Genomic DNA, 14,993 nt, shown 5'->3' with positions numbered 1-14,993 from the left:
GTTTTATTGTTTTTGATAAAACAGGCGTTTTTAATGGTTTTATTAGTCGTTTTTGATAATTTTTTAGAAATAAAAATAGGATTTTCCGTTTGTGCTTTATCTGGTATTTTTAAGTTTATTATTATATACAGTGCGTTGTAGTATTGGCCTTAGTTGCCTAACACTGTTTGTTGTATTTTAAAGGCTTACGGTGTGATTTATTGCATTATGAGGGTGTTATCACTCGTTTTGATTTTGTGCTTGGACAAATTGTCCATGATCTCTCTTGGTTTAAATAATACTAATTAAGATGGTTGATGAACTATTATGGCGAATGGAAAATGTAATAGATCACAAATTAGTAAATTGCTTAAAATAAAAAACCGTCCAAAGAGTATTCTTTGAACGGTTTTTAAATATGCTTAATTTATATCGGTTACATTAATTGAGTTAATATTAGCTGATTTTATTATCCATTAATGCTGAATATTAACTTAATATTAATTTCTCACTAACTCGAGTTCTTTAATTAAATTATCGGCATGGTCGACTTCATCCATCATCCACAGGATATATCGAATATCCACGTGCACGGCACGGGTGATGGTAGGGTTGAAGAACCAGTCCTTGGTAATGGCTTCATAGGTGGAATCGAAGTTAAGACCGACGAGTTCGCCTTTACCGTTAAAGACGGGCGAGCCCGAGTTGCCGCCTGTGGTATCGACACTCGACAGGAAGTTAACTGGCACAGAGTTAAACTCTTCTGGCTTGTCTAAGCAAGAGAACAGACGGCAAATCCAGCCGCGTGGATCTTGGTAGACAGATTTCACTAAGTGATCGCCAAAACGCTGCTCATGAATTGCATCGAGCAGTTTTTTCGGAGCGTTATAGGGCTCAACGCCGGTGTGCTTAGCGACTATGCCATCGAGGCGTGTAAAGGGCTGTTTGTACAGGGCATCACGGGATTGATAACCATCGACCATGCCGTAGCTGATACGTAGGGTACCGTTTGCATCGGGATACACTGGCCAGTTGTTGGCTTTGTAGTAGTCGATAACGGCAGCCATGTAGGCAGGGCGCGCGGTAGACAGTTTACCCGCAAGGATTTTTTCTGCCTTTTCCTGTGCCATATTAGTGTCGTACAACGCGACAGCGAGGCGGATAAAAGGATCGCTGCTGGTTTCAAAGGCTTTGGCATCGGCGTCCATCCACGCCAGACGTTGCGCTTGGTCGGTCAGCGTCGTTAGCGAATACAGGCCGTCGAGTTTTGCTTCTAGGCTGACGTTTTTATCGTCTAGATTCAGCATATTGTCTAAGGCTGCAACACGGTTGGGTTGTGATAAGTAGGCATTTAAGTCTTGTAACCACAGGGTTTTATCGACTTTAACGTCAAAGCTGGAGTCGATACGCTTAAGGCGCGAGCTGAACATGGCAAGGTCACGCTCTTGGTAACCGATTTCACGCTCGGCATCGCTCTTTTGCTTTTCCTTGGCTAAGCGATAGAGGCTATTGGCCGCAGTGAGCAGTGTGCTCGATTGGGCATTGGTGAAGTAATAATTGGTTTGGGTCTGCAGTTGCTGCTCGGCCAATAAAACTTCCAATTCGCTGATAAGGTTTTGATTAAGGGTTGGGTTTTTCTTTAACCAAGCCAGAAAATCATCTTCGCGTTGCTGCTTAATACCGACGATATCCGTGGCTTTAAAGCCAGCCAGCAGACCGTTGAGTTTCTTCATCCGGTTCGCCATTGACGCCATATTGCCCGCATATTTAATGGCGATGTCGGCATCTTCCTGACCCATGGCTTCGATAGTATCAATCTGTAATTGATAGCGTTTTGCCTGAGTTGGATACAGCCAATCACTGGCAAATTTAAGCTCGCTGGTGAGGTTATAACGGCTAGTGGTGCCAGGGTAACCCGCTACAAACACGCCGTCGCCCGCTTTCACGCCATCGGCGTTCACTTTCAGGTAACTCTTTGGTGTGTAAGGAATGTTATCTTCGCTGTAGGCCGCAGGCTTACCATCTTTACCTACATAGGCACGCAGGAAGGCAAAATCGCCCGAGTGGCGTGGATACTCGTAGTTATCGATATCACCGCCATAAGCGCCGACGCTTTCAGGTGGCGCGTATACTAAGCGCACATCGCGGATCATCAATTGCTTGATGAGATAATATTCCAAGCCGTTGTGGAAGCTGCGAACGTTACAGCGGTAGTTATCATCGGCCTCACAGCTTTTGATCAAGGCTTTGCTATGGTTTTCGATGTCTTCGTAGCGTTTGAGCGGATCTTGACTTAAGTCTTTGGTGACATCGCTGGTGACGTTAGTCACAGCTTCAGTGATGTATAAACGCTCGTTAGGGCCCGCCGACGGTTCTTTATCCATCGAGGTGGCTAAAAAGCCCTGTTCGAGATAGTTATGTTCTTTCTTAGTGTTATATTGTATCGCCTTGTAGGCACAATGATGGTTTGTCACAACTAGCCCTTGGGGCGAGACAAAACTGGCGGTACAATAGCCCAGCCCGACAACGGCATTCATAGGATAACTGGTGAGATCGGCTAATTTGTCGGCGGGAATATCGATTCCACGCGCGCTGAGTTTGTCTGCAATTGAAGGCATTTGGTAAGGTTGCCATTGTCCTTCATCGGCTGTTGCTACGCCTGAGGTCAGTACTAAGGCTGCAACCAATGCAATACGCATGTTCTTTCCTTATTTTTAGTTAGAGTGTCCGTTGGAATGAGGTAACAGGCGAATGTAAACGGCCTGTTTGCTTGACGCGGGTTTTATATCATATTTTGTTAAGTTGTTGGAAATCGGGAGTGTTAATGTCACAACAAGGTGCGTTTAAACCTAAGAATAAGCCGACAGATGTGCAGGTCGATAGCTTAAAGCTGCCGCCGCATTCGATAGAGGCCGAACAATCGGTCTTAGGTGGCCTAATGTTAGACGCCGACGCTTGGGATAAAGTGGCCGAGACTGTGGTGAAAGAGGATTTTTATTCCCGCTCTCACCGAATGATTTTTGCGGCCATGCACCGTTTAGTCGAAAGTGGTCAACCCATCGACTTAATTACGGTTTCTGAACAGCTTGAAGTGGAAAATCAACTCGAAGAAGCGGGCGGCTTTGCCTATTTAGGCGAGATTGCCAAAAACACTCCGAGCGCGGGTAACATTGTTTCCTACGCCGAGATCGTGCGTGAGCGCGCCGTGGTGCGTGAGATGATCCGTGTCGCCCATGAGATTGCCGATGCGGGTTACAATCCCGAAGGGCGTGATTCTAGCGCCTTGCTCGACTTGGCCGAGAGTAAAGTCTTTAAGATTGCCGAGCAGCGCACCAATGCCAACGAAGGTCCCGAAGGCATTAAAACCATTCTCGAAAAAACCGTCGATAAGATTGAGCAGCTCTACAACAACCCACACAACGGTGTGACTGGAGTGTCGAGCGGCTTTAGCGATCTCGACCGCATGACAGCTGGCTTCCAATCCGGCGACTTGATTATTGTCGCGGCGCGTCCTTCTATGGGTAAAACCACCTTCGCGATGAACCTCTGCGAACAGGCGGCGATGAATGAAGACAAGCCAGTGCTGATTTTCAGTCTCGAGATGCCCTCGGAACAGATCATGATGCGTATGTTGGCCTCCTTGGGCCGCGTCGACCAAACCAAAATCCGTACCGGACAACTCGATGATGAGGATTGGGCGCGGGTATCCTCGACCATGGGGATTATGCTTGAGCAGGGCAAGATGTATATCGACGACGGCTCTGGCTTAACGCCGACCGAAGTGCGCAGCCGTGCCCGCCGTATTGCCCGTGAATATGGCGGGTTGTCGATGATCATGGTCGACTACTTGCAGCTGATGCAAGTACCGGCGTTATCGGACAACCGTACCCTAGAAATTGCCGAAATCTCTCGATCTCTCAAGGCATTGGCTAAAGAGTTAGAGATCCCCGTGATTGCACTTTCTCAGCTTAACCGCTCGCTCGAACAACGTGCCGATAAGCGCCCAGTAAACTCGGACTTACGTGAATCGGGTTCTATTGAGCAGGATGCGGACCTCATCATGTTTATTTACCGTGATGAGGTGTATAACAACGATTCTCCCGATAAGGGCACCGCAGAAATCATTATCGGTAAGCAGCGTAACGGCCCCATTGGACGTGTGCGCTTGACCTTCCAAGGCCAGTTTTCCCGTTTTGATAATTACGCTGGCCCGCAGTTTGAAGAAGATTAATTTCTGGTGTTAGAAGCTAAGCACTGCTTATGTATTCTTTTTATTTCCTGACTTTCCAAATAGAGAAGGCAAATTTTGAAACCTTTTCCCCGAGCAGAAATTAGCAGTAGTGCACTGCAAAACAATCTCGCCGTCTTGCGTCAACAGGCGAGTCGCAGCCAAGTAATGGCGGTGGTGAAAGCCAATGGTTATGGTCATGGATTATTAAATGTCGCCAACTGTTTACACACGGCCGATGGCTTTGGCTTAGCCCGTTTAGAAGAGGCCTTAGAGCTACGTGCTGGTGGCGTGAAGGCGCGCTTGTTATTGCTTGAAGGCTTCTTTCGCAGCACTGATTTACCTTTGTTGGTGGCCCACGATATCGATACTGTGGTGCACCACGAGTCGCAAATCGAAATGTTAGAGCAGGCGACGCTATCAAAACCTGTCACTGTATGGTTGAAAGTGGATTCCGGCATGCATCGTTTAGGCGTAACCCCTGAGCAATTTACGCAGGTGTATGCGCGCTTGATGGCCTGTGACAATGTCGCCAAGCCCATCCATTTGATGACTCACTTTGCCTGTGCCGATGAGCCTGAAAATCATTACACCCAAGTGCAAATGCAAACCTTTAACCAATTAACCGCGGATTTACCTGGGTTTAGAACCTTAGCCAATTCTGCGGGTGCCCTGTATTGGCCTAAGAGCCAAGGGGACTGGATACGTCCTGGGATCGCACTCTATGGTGTGTCTCCCGTGACGGGGGATTGCGGCGCCAATCATGGTCTGATCCCAGCGATGAATTTAGTCTCGCGTTTGATTGCGGTGCGCGATCACAAGGCGGGACAACCCGTTGGCTATGGTTGTTATTGGACGGCGAAACAAGATACTCGCCTTGGCGTTGTCGCGATTGGTTATGGTGATGGTTATCCGCGTAATGCGCCAGAAGGCACGCCCGTGTGGGTTAATGGTCGCCGAGTACCGATTGTCGGTCGTGTATCTATGGATATGTTAACTGTTGATTTAGGTGCAGATGCGACAGACCTTGTGGGCGATGAAGCATTGCTCTGGGGCGCCGCCTTACCTGTTGAGGAAGTGGCTGAACATATTGGCACCATCGCCTATGAGTTAGTGACTAAACTCACCCCAAGGGTGGCAGTTTGCCTTGCATAAGCCATTGGAGTGAATACCAAAACGGCGCATTTGCGCCGTTTTTTATGCCCTGAAAGCGGATGATTGAGAGAATTGTCAGCCGTTCTGCACTTGGTTATTGCACCTTTGAGGCAATAATCAAGCTTGCAGAGCGACGTCAAAGGAAGGCTAAAGGGGAGTCAGTGGTAACGGATTAATTCTCAAAGCAGATTTCAATAAAGGCAGTGCCGTATGGGCTGCTGAAGGGCATGATAATTTTGGTGCCATTCGCTTTGTGGGAAATGGTATGCCCTTTACCTGAAACCACCATAGGGGTTGCCATTTCGAACTCGTAACCCTTTTGCCCTAAAAGATTTTTTGCTCCACCTGTGACCATGTTGGTGATTTCACCCACGAGATCGGTGACTTCTTCATTTATCTTACCTGGGTTTTCCCCAAGCATATTTTGCATGATCTGCAGTACCAGTTTTTGTTCAAAGGTAATAGATAACGACCCTTTAGTCTGTGGCCCAACCATACCAATTAACCCAGACACATCACCCTTGGCTAAGTTGTCGGTTTTAATTTGGGGCTTGCCCGGAGTGAGATCCATGCTTGCCATCGTCGAAATGACATTGAGCAGGGATTGCAGAAAAGGGTTAATAAAATTGACGTTCATGCTTCAGTGTTTCCTCTTATGAACTTAAGCCTTATGGTCACCATGTCATTAAGGTTAGACGAAAAGTCGCTGAACCACAGCAATCTTAATCACACTCTATCAGCTTAGATGACACAAATGGAAATGTGAGGTTAATTTCACGATTTTATTGTTATTTATCCTCGAAACAGCTTAAAACCACATTACTCAAGAGCCGCATTTTCGACATTTTTAGCTCCGATTATCGATACGCGATTTTGTCAGCCTAAGTTTGCTTACTCCCTGTAGATCAGCCAATTTCACCTAAATAAACATAGGTCGTTCCTGAGAATATTCTCGATTGTCACCGTTATATAAATTTAATTGCATTAATTTTCATAGTGTTAGTTTTAATTCGGTATGAAAACCTTACTTGTTCAACCGTCAGTAAGACCTAGCGCGCATTTCGGTCTCAAATTGTGACTAAGATTAAATTGTAATGTAAATGATAATAATTATTGATTGCAATTTATGTTTTGCATATATTAGCGGCGATTAACAGATGGGGGACATCTGTTACAGAGTTTACTCCGCAACAGGAATGCTTTTGATGAAATTTGCAAAACGCCGCAATGGCCGAGTTACGCTCGGTGCCCATGTTTTAGGTTCGTTAACGATTGGTATGGCGGTTTCAGCCGCTCCGGCTATGGCGACGGAGCCACAGTCACAAGTCGTTGATAAGAAAGTTGAACATATTGAAGTGAACGGTGAGTACTTAGGTTACAACACCCGTAAAGTGCAATCGGGTAAATTTACCGAAGATCTGCTCAATACCGCTAAAACCGTTACCGTTATCAATCAAGATCTCATCAAGGATATGGGCGCCCAGAGTTTTACCGATGCACTGCGTGCAACACCCGGTATCACACTAGGGACAGGTGAGGGCGGCAACCCTTACGGTGATAGACCCTTTATCCGTGGTTACGATGCTCAATCTTCAACCTTTATCAATGGTATGCGTAATGTGGGCTCACAAAGCCGCGAAACCTTTAACATTGAACAAATCGAAGTCCTGAAAGGCCCAAGCTCTGTATACAACGGTCGTGGCGCCGTAGGTGGTAGCATCAACATTGTGACTAAAAAGGCCCAATCCGAAGACTTTATTAATGCCGATGTTGCCGTCGGAACGGATTCGCTAAAACGCGCCAGTGTCGATGTCAACCATGTGATTGCCGATGAGGCTGCGGTCCGTATCAACATGATGGCCCACGATGCCGACACCCCGGGGCGGGATGAAGTTACGGGTAATCGTTGGGGTGTAGCGCCTTCGGTGACCTTTGGTTTAACCACGCCAACCAAAGTCACGCTCGAATATTATCACTTTGAAAATCATGATATTCCTGATTACGGTATTCCCTACGATCAGGCAACGGGTCAACCCGCGGATGTCGACCCTGATAACTTCTACGGTTTGTTGTCGCGGGATTTTCGCGACACTATGGATGATACGGCGTCAGTGTTGATCAGCCATGATTTTAACAACGACATGCAGTTCACTTCGACCTCCATCTATAGCCGTAACAGCAATTACTATATTGTGACTAACCCAGACGACACTACGGGCAACGTGGCTAATGGTTATGTTTGGCGAAACACCAAGTCGCGCCATTCGGTCACTAAGACCTTAGCAACTCAATTGCAGCTTTCGGGTGAAGCAAAACTTGCGGGAATGACTAACCGTTTTGCCGTTGGTACTGAACTCAGTAACGAACGTACCAGCAACTTGAGTTACACCGTCGATACGGGTAATGGCCGCAACGCGGGTTGTAATCAGGCGATGCTAGATAACTACAACTGTACGCTGCTGGATAATCCAAATCCGCACGATCCTTGGGTTGGCACTATCACCCTCGGCACCGATGCGACTGTTACAGAAACCGATACTCGCTCGCTTTATGCCTTTAACACCATTGAGTTAACCGAAGCGTGGATGGTGAACGCCGGGATCCGTTGGGATGATTACAGCACCAGTGCTGAGAATTCGACTTCTGAATTCAGTAACGATACCGACTTCTTTAACTATCAATTATCGGTACTTTATAAGCCTGCCGAAAACGGCAGTATTTATGCGGCTTGGGGTACTTCTTCTAACCCTCCGGGGACCTCAAATGGTGATGGCGCGGATCGTCTCGGCAGTACTAACGCCGATTTAGAGCCAGAAGATACTGAAAGCTATGAGTTAGGCACTAAGTGGGACTTCTTTGCTGGACGTTTATCTCTGAATGGTTCGGTATTCCAAATCGAGAAAAACAACGCTCGGGTCGCGACCTCTGGCGATCGTAACTCGCCGCAGGAAAACGTTGGCGAGCAAAAGGTGAAAGGTTTCGAGCTCGGTTTCTCCGGTGACTTTACTGAGCATTGGCACGGTTTTGGTGGTTACACTTACTTGGACGCGACGTTGGAAAGCAATGGCTATAACCAAGCGCAAAATGGTAACCGCTTCCCTAATACGGCTAAAAATAGCTTAAGTTTATTCACGACTTACGATGTGACTGAGGATTTTACTGTCGGTACGGGTGCGTACTACATGGGTAAAGTTTATGGTAATACGGCTAACACGTTATCGATTCCATCCTACTGGCGTTTTGATTTGACTTCATCTTATAAAATGAGCGAATTCTTGACCTTACGCCTGAACGTGCAGAATCTAACGGATGAGCGTTATTACGATAAGGCGTACACCGCGCACTTTGCTAATATGGCCCCTGGTCGCTTAGTGATGTTAAGTGCCGATATGCACTTCTAAGCCGTATTAATCGAGATCTGAATGGCAGCCCTAGGGCTGCCTTTGATGTTTATGCTATTCCAATAGGATGTTGAAATGCTTATTGAAATTCCGAATGTTTTTTCTAAAGAAGAAGTCAATCAGCTAAGGGAACAGCTCGATGCCCGCACTTGGATTGATGGCAATCAGACCTCGGGCGTAATGGCGAGCACCCGCAAGCGTAACCAGCAGTTAGATAAAGATGACCCTGTCGCACTGCAAATCGGTGAGCTGATCATGGCACGCTTGTTGGCCCACCCTTTATTTGTCTCGGCGGCCCTGCCATTACAGTTTTATCCTCCCTTGTTTAATCGTTATCAAGGTGGCGAAACCTTTGGTTATCATATCGATAATGCGATTCGCTCGACCAGCGAAGGCATGGTGCGCACCGATCTGTCAGCCACCTTATTTTTAAGTGAACCAGACACTTATCAAGGTGGTGAGCTGGTCATCCAAGATACCTATGGTCAGCAAAGCATTAAGCTCGCGGCGGGCTCATTAGTGTTGTATCCCTCGACGAGTCTGCATCAGGTTACTCCTGTTACCTCGGGTGAACGTACCGCCGCTTTTATGTGGCTGCAGAGTATGGTGCGCGATGAGGGGCAGCGCCGTTTGCTATTTCAACTCGACCAGTCGATTCAAGCGTTGACGGCGCAGGCCGCGCCAGAACAAGAGTTGTTTAATCTGACGGGGGTTTACCATAACTTGCTCAGACGTTGGAGCGAGTTGTAGTGATTCTAAGCTAGGCTTCTCTCCTCGCTTCATCTCCCCAAAGCGGGCGGTTTAGGGTATAATCCCGCCAGCTCTGAGGGGCAACAAAACAGTAAACGTTAACTCGTTTACTGTTTTTGTATTTTTACGCTGGTGCTGGATTGCTCATCAGCGGCTTAAATTAAGGCGCTTTATCCTTCTAAGCTTGAACTTACTGGCAAATTTTAATTACTTGAGTCGATAGTCACGTGTTGAAAAATAATCTTAATGATGGTCTACAGCTCGACCGCACCTTTTCCATTGCGCCCATGTTGGATAGGTAAGATTTAAATTTAACTAATTGATTTTGCTAGCTGCTAAAATTTCGTGGTTCCCTATTGGTTCCCCGATTTTAAATAGTTATTTCATGGTTCCCCGCTGATGATATGATGGATTTATCAACGTTGAGGTGATCTATGGATAGAATATCTTTTGTATTGCTGGCAGTGGTTTTAACTAGCATCCCTTCTTTTTCGGCCGTGGCCGAAGTCTATAAATGCGCTGATGGTAAATACCAGGCGGATCCCTGTGATGAAACAAGCAAGCCTGTTGACCTGAGTAATGTAGGCAGTGTGGTTAAAAGTGGTAGTAGTTCTGCCTATGGCGCTACTGATTACGGTAAGAGGCAGGAGATAAACTCTTACATTGATAATCAGCGGATCAGCCGTGAGATATCCAAGTTAGAGAACGATAGAAAGCGGGTGATTGAGCGCCGTGATCAGCGTATGCGTGACTTGCAGAACGGCAGGCGCTATGCCAATAACAACTTAGCCGGTGCAACTTGGCAGCAAAGTTTGGCGCAGGAAATGGCCGCAGTGGCGCAACAGGCCGATACTCAAGTGGCGTCTATTGATCGGCAGATTGAGCAACTTAAGATAGATATGAAATAAATTTTTGCCTATATACCGTTATTAAAACTATTCAAAAATAGACTTTTACCTGATTTTAATCACTTTAATGAAACCAATGAATATATAATGATATTTAAAAAGGAAATTTCTAATGAATAAAAAATTATCAGAGAGGTTTAGGAGAGAACTTCTTACCAAAATAAATGAAGAACCTGAGTTTGCCGAAAATTTAGTTAGGTTTGTATTTGGAATGCTTTCATTTCCTGAAAACATAAGGGAGTTTTCTGAAAGTGCAGCGTCATTAGGCTGGTTTCTAACTTCAGAGATAGTTTTGTCAGATATGAAGCAAGCATTAGATGAAAGTCAAGAATGCCTCGATAACTATATGGTAGAGGAAATGACTTGTAATTACATTGATATTAAAAAGTCACTTATCAAAAGTCATCCTGAAAGAGAACATATTTTATCTGCTGCATTTTATTTGCACGAGCAAGACAATTGGATTGCAAGTATTCCTTTATTTTTGTCTCAAACAGAAGGGATTTTTTCTGAGAATGTTGGAGCTATGTTATTCAGTGAACACGAACAAAGAAAAGAGAGGCTTAAAGCAATTTTTGACAGTAAGGCTGAGCAATGTATGCTATTTTTAAGTGCGCCTTTTGAGACAAAAAATCAATTCTCAGCAGGAATTTCATCTGCAAGTGACAGTAAAAAGAGAAATGGACCAAACCGTAATGGGATAATGCATGGTTCTAGAAAGCACTTAGATTACGGAACAAAGGTTAATAGTTTTAAATGTATATCTCTTTTATCTTTTGTATCTTCATTTTTTGAAGGTTTTGATTAGTCATATAATGTTAATTAGAACAATTTTAATTATTTAAATTCTTGGATGGTTGAAATGAGTTTTCCTTTTTGTTTCGGTGGTCTTATAGATTAGAGTCAAGATTGTATGGATGGTCTAAATATGGAATTTTCAAAAGTTTTTAAGTCAAAGTTTAATGAGTTGTTAGTTGAGTTTGCTAGAACTAGAAAACTATTTAATGAAAATCATGATGCCTATTTTGTTGAGAAAGCTCGAGATGGATTAATTCTAACAACTATAACGCCACCTGATGATATTAATGTAGACCGAGTTAATAATGGCGTTGATAGATACTGTTTAAATCTTTATAGATCAAGATTATCTGTGAATTTGGTGTCTGAGTTGTCACGGATTATTCAAAAAAGCCTTAACATTAATTGTTTTTTCTGGGAGTTGGATTCATTAATTGAAGATTGCGCTTATGAATTAATAAGTAATTTGTTATCAAAAATATATGAAGGTGGGGATATATTTGAGCATTTGTTGGTTATTTTTGATAAGCGAATGTTAGTGTTTAAAAATAACCTAAAAAAATTTGTTTTTCAGTTTCCTGTAAACGCATTTAATGGTGTTGGTGAGATTAGTTTAACTAAGAATATTAAAATCATAAAATTAAATTCTGATGAATTGATGGATAAAGAGTTTGAGAATTATAAACAAACTAAGTTTTTTGGTTGTAATTATTATATTCAAATTGAAGTTGTGACTGCTTGTAGTTACGAACTTTCATTATCTCTGGCAAAAAGGTCAATGAATGCAATTTGTAATTCTCTTAATCTTCTTTCCGTTGACTTGTATGGTCGTTGTGCTCCACTAATTACTTCATCTGATTCTTTCGGCCATTTATTTGAGTTTTACAGATATGGTGAAATTGGAAGTAAGCTTGAAAGCTCAAGAACACGCACATTTTTAGAACCTCGCTCTAAACAGCTTTGGCAAGATCTTATTATTAATAAAGATAATCCAAATACTATTTTCAATGCCATCTTAAAAATTCCTGAATTATTGCTTATCCCTAATAATTCAGAGCCACTGGTTCTCGAGTTAGTTGAGCGTTCTCTGATATGGTATGGTGAGGCCGTTTCTGAACGTAATGAACTTCAAAGAGTGCAGAAAATTGTAACAGCTATAGAGGCACTTACAAACTTTAAAGAAGAAAATACGACAGAAACATTTAAGCTTAGAGTGATGTATTTGAATATGACAAGTTCAGGTTTTGATCAAAGCATATATAAGAATGCTGGAAAGATTTATAGTGTTCGTTCGAGTATTGTTCATGGTGCAGCTTGTAAAAAAATGATAGATTTCGATTACATAAAAATGTGCTCTAATACGCTTATAAATGCCATTTTATATTTTCAGGAGTTTGGTCTCACTAGGTCTAATTTTAGAAGAACACTGCCAAATTTTATAGATAACATCGTAAACAAAGTGCCAAATGTAAGTAATTAGGTTACTTCTCTACTTGGCACATTTTCCTTCAGCTTTGTTATGATTTAATTGGTATTCTGATTGACCCTCTCACTTCATTCCCAAACACATCCCAGCCTTTTGTTTTGGTTCTGGCGAACATTTCAAGGCGAGGGACGTCACCCATGAGCTCGACGCATTTATCGCGAAACTCATCGGGCTTTTGGCTGTGGCGAATGTTTTGATATGCGCCCACGTAGCAGAGGTGAGCGAGCACTTCATCAAGGCTTTGTGGATCGTAGTTGCCCACGGCGCGCACGCTGCGGCAATCTGGTGTTGGTTTGCCTTTGATGGCGATAATGGCCGACTCGCTACCTGCGCGGGTCCAAAAACCCATGCCAAAAAATGGGTTGTTGTTGACTGTTAGCTTGTTCCACACAAAGCCATTCATGTTTTTAAGGGTAAAGCCACAGCTTTTAACCAGATCAATGGCATCCTGCGGCATGGCCCCCACATACCACATCACCAGTACACAGTTTTCATCGGCAATGCTGTTAACATCGAGGCGTTTTAAGTCCTCGGTGCTAGTGACTGTGTACTTGGCTTGGGCGCTGGATTTCATCGAGCCGCCCGTGTTTTGGTTGCTAAAGGCCCATGCCGGATCGGCGTAAATCAGCTGATATTTTTTGCTCATGCGGCATGCTCCTTTGAATTGCTGATTGCAGCGCTAAGCTGCTGCTCAAGTTCTTCATTCATTCCGATTTCATACAGATAGTTGGCGGCGCGGCTAACTAGCTGCTCAAGCTCGGTGATCCGCGTGTTGGCGGTGGCTAACTTGGCAAGATGCTTTTCCCAGTCGAGTTCTTTGATTGCCTCAATCACGCCCATGATGCTGTTGAGCGTGGTTTGGGCGCGCATCAGGTTTGATAGCTCGATACGGTGGCGAGCGGCGCAGCGTTCTGCATCCAAGCCTGTGGTGTAGTGCAGCTTTAAGGCGGCAATGGTTGGCTCGGAGGTGATGCGCGTTAGCGATAGCAGTAAGTCGAGCTTTGGCTCAGGTTCGCAGCCTGCCAGCAGGTAAAGCATTTCGCGGGATGATTTAGGGGCGCTCATGCTGCTTCTCCTTCAATCTTGGCGTTGCGTGTTTGTTTGGCTAGCTTCACCTCTTTGCAATTGTTATAGAGGTTAAAGCCACGGTCTTCTGCATCGGCTTGGGCGCAGGTGTAAGCCTCGTATGGGTTGAATCCCCAAGTGATGGCCCCACAATGTGGGCAGTTTCCGCGAGTTTTGCCCGTGGTTTGGCGGGTGCGTTTGCGCTTAGGTTTGCGGATGCCAGCAGCGGTGATCATCTTGCGTTCGTTGATATTGGCCGCTTGAAAAGTCCGGCGAGCGATGGCGTCGATTTCTGCTTTGGCGTAGATGTTTGCCTCAATGCCAAGTTCATTGATACGTTCAAGCGCTCTGCGGTAGCTGAATACAACGGCGCTTTTGTAGTTAACGCTGAACATATCAAAGGTTAGCCAGTAAATATCGTTGCCGTCCCACTTGTCTTTTGGCGAGATAACGTATTCATCACATCCGGCTTTTTCGCCATTTAATGGCAGGTACTGGCAATCAACTCGCTCTCTTGCCAATTCATCAACCAGCCTTGCTGCTAGCGGAACGTCAGTGTGGCGGCTGTTGAATTTGCGCTGAGCTTCTTCAAGCGTGTATGCATGCGCCTTGTCTAAATCGCTTGTATAGCCACAACCATCTTGCGCCCAAAATAGGCAGGTGCTGCCGACATTGGTGCGCGAGTCGCGCAGGTAGAATAATTGGCTCATCATTCAAAATCCTCCATGCTTAGGCCCAGCTCTTTGGCGAGTTTTATGTCCTCGATGCGGCGGCGTTTTGCCAAGCGTGCTTTATCCTCGGCCGATATCCTAATTGACTGGATGACTGGCTCCTTTTCCTCTTGGAATCGGACTGTCTTAGCTTTAGGTGCAGCAGTTGACGGTTGAGAAGTCGATGAGTTAACGACCTTCATCACTTTTGGCTTTCGCGCCTTAGTTTCGTATTGAGCCCGTTTTTTCGCTTTGATACTTTCCTTATGCGCTTGGTAGTAAGCCCTTGCCGCGATTTGCTTTGGTGTGAGTTGTTGGCTCATATGACGTCCTTATCTTTTAACCAGAAAGCGGTGCAGGCCTTTGGCGGCGCGAATGGCGACGGCGCGATTGGTGGTGAACTTGCCACCAGGTAACATCCAACCGTCTTTATCTGCGACGATATGGCCTTGACCGATTTTGATATCGCGGTGTTGGGGTTTGTCGTGGGTTAGCATGCTCTACTCCTTCTTT

At 45.0% G+C, this 14,993-nt stretch carries 14 protein-coding genes; 7 read left to right on the top strand and 7 right to left on the bottom strand.

The genetic code is table 11. The features are described 5' to 3' along the window. Positions 1-479 precede the first annotated feature (479 nt). Positions 480-2,678, bottom strand: a complete 2,199-nt coding sequence (locus tag M0415_RS10600; protein WP_249553745.1) for a S46 family peptidase — start codon at positions 2,676-2,678, stop codon at positions 480-482. Positions 2,679-2,803: 125 nt separating this feature from the next. On the opposite strand from M0415_RS10600, the gene dnaB reads away from it, so the two are divergent. Next, positions 2,804-4,210 carry a replicative DNA helicase gene (gene dnaB / locus M0415_RS10595; protein ID WP_088211721.1) on the top strand — a complete coding sequence of 469 codons (1,407 nt, stop codon included), beginning with the start codon at positions 2,804-2,806 and terminating at the stop codon, positions 4,208-4,210. A 75-nt stretch (positions 4,211-4,285) separates the two neighbouring features. After that, positions 4,286-5,362 (top strand): alanine racemase, encoded by a 1,077-nt coding sequence (gene alr / locus M0415_RS10590; RefSeq protein ID WP_011715878.1) that lies wholly within the window; start codon positions 4,286-4,288, stop codon positions 5,360-5,362. Positions 5,363-5,534: 172 nt separating this feature from the next. Here the strand turns inward: alr and M0415_RS10585 are convergent, their stop codons facing one another. Next, positions 5,535-5,999, bottom strand: coding sequence for a chemotaxis protein CheX (locus tag M0415_RS10585; RefSeq protein WP_011715879.1), 465 nt, complete (start codon positions 5,997-5,999; stop codon positions 5,535-5,537). 568 nt (positions 6,000-6,567) lie between these two features. Between M0415_RS10585 and M0415_RS10580 the strand changes: the two genes are divergently transcribed. From M0415_RS10580 to M0415_RS10560, 5 genes are all read left to right on the top strand, one after another. Further along, on the top strand, positions 6,568-8,763 hold the full coding sequence (locus M0415_RS10580) for a TonB-dependent receptor (protein WP_011715880.1): 2,196 nt from the start codon (positions 6,568-6,570) through the stop codon (positions 8,761-8,763). A 75-nt stretch (positions 8,764-8,838) separates the two neighbouring features. Further along, positions 8,839-9,513 carry a Fe2+-dependent dioxygenase gene (locus M0415_RS10575; protein WP_249553747.1) on the top strand — a complete coding sequence of 225 codons (675 nt, stop codon included), beginning with the start codon at positions 8,839-8,841 and terminating at the stop codon, positions 9,511-9,513. 434 nt (positions 9,514-9,947) lie between these two features. Then, positions 9,948-10,421: a hypothetical protein gene (locus M0415_RS10570; RefSeq protein WP_249553749.1), complete on the top strand. Its 474-nt coding sequence runs from the start codon at positions 9,948-9,950 to the stop codon at positions 10,419-10,421. A 112-nt stretch (positions 10,422-10,533) separates the two neighbouring features. Next, positions 10,534-11,229, top strand: coding sequence for a hypothetical protein (locus tag M0415_RS10565; RefSeq protein ID WP_249553751.1), 696 nt, complete (start codon positions 10,534-10,536; stop codon positions 11,227-11,229). Positions 11,230-11,349: 120 nt separating this feature from the next. Beyond that, the gene (locus M0415_RS10560; protein WP_249553753.1) at positions 11,350-12,699 is read left to right on the top strand and encodes a HEPN domain-containing protein; all 1,350 of its coding nucleotides are present in this window, start codon (positions 11,350-11,352) and stop codon (positions 12,697-12,699) included. Positions 12,700-12,736: 37 nt separating this feature from the next. Here the strand turns inward: M0415_RS10560 and M0415_RS10555 are convergent, their stop codons facing one another. Genes M0415_RS10555 through M0415_RS10535 form a run of 5 tightly spaced genes read right to left on the bottom strand, consistent with a single transcriptional unit; the run spans position 12,737 to position 14,977 of the window. Beyond that, the gene (locus M0415_RS10555) at positions 12,737-13,351 is read right to left on the bottom strand and encodes an MT-A70 family methyltransferase (RefSeq protein ID WP_249553755.1); all 615 of its coding nucleotides are present in this window, start codon (positions 13,349-13,351) and stop codon (positions 12,737-12,739) included. Then, entirely contained in the window at positions 13,348-13,770 is a 423-nt protein-coding gene (locus M0415_RS10550) for a hypothetical protein (protein ID WP_249553757.1), read from the bottom strand. The genes M0415_RS10555 and M0415_RS10550 overlap by 4 nt, the downstream gene beginning before the upstream one ends. Further along, the gene (locus M0415_RS10545) at positions 13,767-14,483 is read right to left on the bottom strand and encodes a hypothetical protein (protein WP_249553759.1); all 717 of its coding nucleotides are present in this window, start codon (positions 14,481-14,483) and stop codon (positions 13,767-13,769) included. Before M0415_RS10545 ends, M0415_RS10550 begins: the two co-directional genes overlap by 4 nt. Further along, positions 14,480-14,803, bottom strand: a complete 324-nt coding sequence (locus M0415_RS10540) for a hypothetical protein (RefSeq protein ID WP_249553761.1) — start codon at positions 14,801-14,803, stop codon at positions 14,480-14,482. Before M0415_RS10540 ends, M0415_RS10545 begins: the two co-directional genes overlap by 4 nt. 9 nt (positions 14,804-14,812) lie before the next feature. Next, entirely contained in the window at positions 14,813-14,977 is a 165-nt protein-coding gene (locus tag M0415_RS10535) for a DUF1317 domain-containing protein (protein ID WP_249553763.1), read from the bottom strand. Positions 14,978-14,993 lie beyond the last annotated feature (16 nt).

The sequence above is a fragment of the Shewanella sp. 10B genome (assembly GCF_023475885.1).
GTDB lineage: Bacteria > Pseudomonadota > Gammaproteobacteria > Enterobacterales > Shewanellaceae > Shewanella > Shewanella mangrovisoli.
Note: the sequence above shows the minus strand (reverse complement) of the source record. Positions and strands in the feature narration are given on the sequence as shown.

Coding starts and splice junctions, on each gene's coding strand:
- M0415_RS10535 (WP_249553763.1), bottom strand. CDS start 14,977: ATGCTAACCCACGACAAACCCCAACACCGCGATATCAAAATCGGTCAA.
- M0415_RS10565 (WP_249553751.1), top strand. CDS start 10,534: ATGAATAAAAAATTATCAGAGAGGTTTAGGAGAGAACTTCTTACCAAA.
- M0415_RS10540 (WP_249553761.1), bottom strand. CDS start 14,803: ATGAGCCAACAACTCACACCAAAGCAAATCGCGGCAAGGGCTTACTAC.
- M0415_RS10575 (WP_249553747.1), top strand. CDS start 8,839: ATGCTTATTGAAATTCCGAATGTTTTTTCTAAAGAAGAAGTCAATCAG.
- M0415_RS10550 (WP_249553757.1), bottom strand. CDS start 13,770: ATGAGCGCCCCTAAATCATCCCGCGAAATGCTTTACCTGCTGGCAGGC.
- M0415_RS10545 (WP_249553759.1), bottom strand. CDS start 14,483: ATGATGAGCCAATTATTCTACCTGCGCGACTCGCGCACCAATGTCGGC.
- M0415_RS10560 (WP_249553753.1), top strand. CDS start 11,350: ATGGAATTTTCAAAAGTTTTTAAGTCAAAGTTTAATGAGTTGTTAGTT.
- M0415_RS10555 (WP_249553755.1), bottom strand. CDS start 13,351: ATGAGCAAAAAATATCAGCTGATTTACGCCGATCCGGCATGGGCCTTT.
- M0415_RS10585 (WP_011715879.1), bottom strand. CDS start 5,999: ATGAACGTCAATTTTATTAACCCTTTTCTGCAATCCCTGCTCAATGTC.
- dnaB (WP_088211721.1), top strand. CDS start 2,804: ATGTCACAACAAGGTGCGTTTAAACCTAAGAATAAGCCGACAGATGTG.
- M0415_RS10570 (WP_249553749.1), top strand. CDS start 9,948: ATGGATAGAATATCTTTTGTATTGCTGGCAGTGGTTTTAACTAGCATC.
- M0415_RS10600 (WP_249553745.1), bottom strand. CDS start 2,678: ATGCGTATTGCATTGGTTGCAGCCTTAGTACTGACCTCAGGCGTAGCA.
- M0415_RS10580 (WP_011715880.1), top strand. CDS start 6,568: ATGAAATTTGCAAAACGCCGCAATGGCCGAGTTACGCTCGGTGCCCAT.